This window comes from Mesorhizobium sp. M1A.F.Ca.IN.020.03.2.1 (genome assembly GCF_004023205.1).
In the GTDB taxonomy this organism is placed as follows: Bacteria; Pseudomonadota; Alphaproteobacteria; order Rhizobiales; family Rhizobiaceae; genus Mesorhizobium.
Genome location: NZ_RZSV01000347.1, coordinates 1 through 4,125, shown reverse-complemented (window position 1 = coordinate 4,125; position 4,125 = coordinate 1). Strand labels below are relative to the sequence as shown.

Annotated in this window: 6 protein-coding genes; 4 read left to right on the top strand and 2 right to left on the bottom strand. The window is 62.7% G+C overall.

Annotation, left to right across the window (positions count from 1 at the left end):
* A partial coding sequence (gene cysS, locus EOA79_RS30225; RefSeq protein WP_128293575.1) for a cysteine--tRNA ligase occupies positions 1 to 898 on the bottom strand: 898 nt, incomplete at its 3' end.
* 388 nt (positions 899 to 1,286) lie between these two features.
* Here cysS and EOA79_RS30220 point away from each other — a divergent pair.
* Positions 1,287 to 1,442, top strand: coding sequence for a hypothetical protein (locus tag EOA79_RS30220; RefSeq protein WP_082953737.1), 156 nt, complete (start codon positions 1,287 to 1,289; stop codon positions 1,440 to 1,442).
* Between the two features lie 99 nt (positions 1,443 to 1,541).
* Here EOA79_RS30220 and EOA79_RS30215 read toward each other — a convergent pair whose 3' ends face one another.
* The gene (locus tag EOA79_RS30215) at positions 1,542 to 2,303 is read right to left on the bottom strand and encodes an SOS response-associated peptidase (RefSeq protein WP_128293574.1); all 762 of its coding nucleotides are present in this window, start codon (positions 2,301 to 2,303) and stop codon (positions 1,542 to 1,544) included.
* Positions 2,304 to 2,416: 113 nt separating this feature from the next.
* Between EOA79_RS30215 and EOA79_RS30210 the strand changes: the two genes are divergently transcribed.
* From EOA79_RS30210 to EOA79_RS30200, 3 genes are all read left to right on the top strand, one after another.
* Positions 2,417 to 2,845, top strand: coding sequence for an NUDIX hydrolase (locus EOA79_RS30210; RefSeq protein ID WP_128293572.1), 429 nt, complete (start codon positions 2,417 to 2,419; stop codon positions 2,843 to 2,845).
* Positions 2,846 to 2,914: 69 nt separating this feature from the next.
* A complete protein-coding gene (locus tag EOA79_RS30205) occupies positions 2,915 to 3,292 on the top strand; it encodes a TIGR02301 family protein (RefSeq protein ID WP_095781940.1) in 378 nt (125 codons plus the stop codon).
* Positions 3,293 to 3,630: 338 nt separating this feature from the next.
* Entirely contained in the window at positions 3,631 to 3,888 is a 258-nt protein-coding gene (locus EOA79_RS30200; protein WP_066997401.1) for a hypothetical protein, read from the top strand.
* Positions 3,889 to 4,125: the final 237 nt, after the last annotated feature.

Genomic DNA, 4,125 nt, shown 5'->3' with positions numbered 1-4,125 from the left:
TGCCGAGGCTCTTCGACATTTTCTGGCCCTCGACCTGAAGGAAGCCGTTGTGCATCCAGACATTGGCCATGACTTTGGTGCCGTGGGCGCAGCGCGACTGGGCGATCTCGTTCTCGTGATGCGGGAAGATCAGGTCGAGGCCGCCGCCATGGATGTCGAAGATCTCGCCGAGATAGGCGGCCGACATGGCCGAGCATTCGATGTGCCAGCCCGGACGGCCCCTGCCCCACGGGCTTTCCCAGCCGGGCTCTTCCGGCGTCGAGAGTTTCCATAAAACGAAATCGCCGGGGTTCTTCTTGTGGACGTCGACCGCGATGCGGGCGCCGGCCTGCTGCTCGTCGAGATTGCGCTTCGAAAGCTCGCCATAATCGGGCATCGAGGCGGTGTCGAAGAGCACCTCGCCCCCGGCGACATAGGCGTGGCCGCGCTCGATCAGTTGCGCAATCAGCGACAGCATGTCGGCCTTGCCGTCGGCGCGGGGCGCGACGAACTCGGTCGCCCGCGGCTCGTGGGTCGGCTCCAAACAGCCGAGTGCCGCGACATCTTTGTGGTACTGGTCGGCGGTCTTTTCGGTGACGCGCCGGATCGCGTCGTTCAGCGAAAGCGTCCCGACTTCGATCTCGGCGCCGAAATCGCGCAGGGCGCGCGCATTTATCTTGTCGTCGACATCCGTGATGTTGCGCACATACGTGACGTGCTTTTCGCCATAGAGTTGGCGCAGCAAACGGAACAGCACGTCGAAGACGATCGCCGGCCGCGCGTTGCCGATATGGGCAAAGTCGTAGACTGTCGGGCCGCAAACATACATGCGCACGTTTTGCGGATCGATCGGAACGAAACGCTCCTTCGCCCGCGTCAGCGTGTTGTAAAGGCTGAGGCCCTTCGATGCGTCAGACATTCGTGCTCTTCCGATCCCTTATGTTGGACGGAGCCTCCCCGCGCGCGGGCGCAAATCGGGCTCCAGCCTGCTGGCCGGGGCGTTTGTCCAATCTAGGGGAAGATAAGGCGAAAACGTCCGGACCAGCGCGAGGCTAGCCAATAATGCAAATGCCACAAATGGCGAAAGACGTTTTCATGCCCGGCTTTATCGCGTCCGCAGGTGTTGCCGTCAAGTCGCTCAACTCGGGAAAGCTGTCGTTCCATCACAGGTAAAAACGGGCCGAAACATTTTATTAAGCATCTCGGCACAGTGATGAAACATTATCGGACTAGACCGCCAAACGTCACGATTTGGTCCGAATCGACCACCAAACCCAGACACGAAAACGTTACCAGGGAAGAGAACAATGCCTCGAAGTAAGCAAGAACAAAGTCGACCGGCGCAACAGCCGCTCGCCAGCCACTACCGCGCGATCGGCCCTGCGGCCATCGTCGCAGCCCTTCTTCACACCGCGAAGAAGAAGAAGCCGGCGCAGAAGATCATCTCGCCGCGCGCCGCTTGAAACGGCAGGACCGGCGCAGTCTCCGATGATCGGGGTGCCGGCGATGAGGGCGACGCCAATGCTCGCCCTGGAGATGAAGGCCTCCGCTAGCAGCCTTCGCTAAAACAGGGTCATCTGGTTTTCGTCCGCGCCGGGTTTCTGGCGCCTGACCTTGTCGGGCTGAGGCCCGACCATGCCCCGCTCCTGAATCTCCGGCCCGGTGTTGGCGACCTTGTTGACGAGGTCGGAAACCGGAATCGCCTCGAAGAAATCGGGCTCGGCGGGCTTGAGGAGGTCGAGCACGTCGCGCGGCTCCTGCGTGCGGCAATCCAACCAGCGGGCGAAATCGCGTTCCTCGATCACCACCGGCATGCGGTCGTGGATATGGGCGGTGCCGGCGTTGGCCCGCGTGGTGAGGATCGCGCCGGTGTCCACCTCGGAACCGCCCGGCTCGGCATAGGTCTTGATCAGACCGGCGAAGGCGATCCCCCCGCCCCGCCGCGGCTGGATCCAGTAGGGCTGGCCCTTGGCGCTACCCGACTGCTGCCATTCATAAAAGCCGGAGGCCGGCACAAGGGCCCGGCGATGGCGCATGGCGGTCTTGAACGAGGCCTTCTGCAGCACGCCTTCCGAGCGCGCGTTGAAGAGCAGCGGAAATTCCTTCGTATCCTTGACCCAAGTCGGGATCAGGCCCCAGCGCACCAGCATCGCCTGGCGGTCTGGCAGGTTGGAGCCTGGCGCTCTTGGCGGACTGGCGAACGCCATCAGCACCGGCTGCGTCGGAGCGATATTGTAGCGGGCCGGAAACGCCCCCAGCTCCGCCAGGCCAAGAATGGCGGCGGTCTGGTCCGGCGAGGCGGTCAGGGCAAAGCGTCCGCACATGGATTGGCTCTTCGGTCGGGATCGCCATGAAAGTGGCGATGGAACCGCCGCGCCGCAACCGCTAAAGCTGTCCGGTCCACAACCAAGCCGGCAGCCGGCGCGATTCGCAACGCATGAACAAGGTTCGCAACATTATCCCGGCAGTCTCCGTCGCCGTCGTGCGCGGCAAGACGGTGCTGCTTGTCAAGCGGGCGCGGCCGCCTTCGCAAGGGCTCTACGCGTATCCCGGCGGCAAGGTCGAGCCGGGCGAGACGCTGGCGCAAGCCGCGGCGCGCGAACTCAAGGAGGAAACGGGGCTCCAGGCGAAGGATTACCGCCCGCTGCGCGACATCCATATCGACGGCCGCGCTGAGCACCACGCGGTCGACTATCTGCTGACGGTGTTCGGCGCGGCCTATGTCGGCGGCGAGCCGGCAGCGAGCGATGACGCCGAGACGGCGGCGTTCTACACGCTGGCGGAAATGGCGGCGATGCCGCTGGCGGGCGATGTGTTTGAAGTTGCCGAGGAGTTGCTTGGTCCTGCGCAAGCCGCCGAGCGGTGACCCCAGAATGGCCTTGCAGGCGACAAAATGTTTCGCCACAAAGCCTTGCTCTTCCATCGCAAGGCCCTGATGACCCGCGCCTCCCCCTTTCTCGCCGCAAGCCTCGCCATCAGCATGGCCGTCACGGTGCAGCCGGCATCGGCGGCCGAGGCGCCGTTCGAGCCCGGGCTGATGCGCCTCGCCGAGGTGCTGGGTTCGCTGCATTTCCTGCGCAACCTCTGCGGCGAGAAAGGCGACCAGTGGCGGCTGGAGATGGAAAAGCTGCTCGAGTCGGAAAATCCCGATCCCAACCGGCGCGCCCGCTTCATCGCCTCCTTCAATCGCGGCTACCGCTCCTTCAGCGGCACCTACACGCAGTGCACGCCTTCGGCCACCGAGGCCATTGCCCGCTACATGAAGGAAGGCGAGACGCTGTCGCGCGATATCGCTTCCCGCTACGGGAATTGAGGACCGGCATCGATCGCGACTATCCACCGACAAATCGCTCCAATGTGGCCGGCCTTATTGTATCAGGCTGCGCCTTGGTGCAATCATCTGTTGCGCTTGTGCAACAATGTTAATGAAACGTTAGTGGACAAATGCGGAATTAACTCAAACTGAAGGTTTTAATGCCGCAAGCTGGTCTAATCGGCTAAGCTCGGTCGGAATTGATCGCAGCCTTGCTCGATATGTAGATTGCGACTGCAGAAATGTCGTATTTACAAGCACTTGTACGAGCAGCGCATGAACTGGCAAGTCAAGCCCGGTGCCTTGCCGGACCGACGCTTGAAAAGGTGGACATCGCAATGGAACATGGCGTCAGCGACATCGACGCGTTGGTCAGGGAAGAAAAGCGCCTGACCGCCGTGGAGAGCCACAGCGAAGCCTGGGCGGAAGGATTGTCGGCCGGCATCGAGCCCGAAATCATCGCCGAGGCTGCGCTGGAAACCGCCTTCGGCGAGATGCTGCGCGCCAATGGTGAGACCTCAGCGCTGGCCCTGCTCGACCGCATGCGCGAAAAGGTGATCTCCGGCGCGTTCGAGCCGGAACGGCTCAGGCACTAGCCCGCCCGCTTTGGCTGCTTTTGACGGCGACGCGCCGTTTGGGCATCATACCCGCCGCCTAGCCATTAGTTTTTCGCAATTCCGGACAGAAACCATTGCACAGTTTTCTGGAATTGCCCTAGCGAGCCCGGAACCATGGAGAGGCAAGGGGTGAGATTTTCGTTGGCAGGCAGGCCGCGCGGGCTGGCCCTCGGCATCTGGATCACTGCTTCCTGCGCCGGGCCATTGGCAATCTGC

Excerpts from the sequence above, each read along its gene's own strand:
- EOA79_RS30220 (WP_082953737.1), top strand. The coding sequence starts at position 1,287 with ATGCCTCGAAGTAAGCAAGAACAAAGTCGACCGGCGCAACAGCCGCTC.
- EOA79_RS30215 (WP_128293574.1), bottom strand. The coding sequence starts at position 2,303 with ATGTGCGGACGCTTTGCCCTGACCGCCTCGCCGGACCAGACCGCCGCC.
- EOA79_RS30210 (WP_128293572.1), top strand. The coding sequence starts at position 2,417 with ATGAACAAGGTTCGCAACATTATCCCGGCAGTCTCCGTCGCCGTCGTG.
- EOA79_RS30205 (WP_095781940.1), top strand. The coding sequence starts at position 2,915 with ATGACCCGCGCCTCCCCCTTTCTCGCCGCAAGCCTCGCCATCAGCATG.
- EOA79_RS30200 (WP_066997401.1), top strand. The coding sequence starts at position 3,631 with ATGGAACATGGCGTCAGCGACATCGACGCGTTGGTCAGGGAAGAAAAG.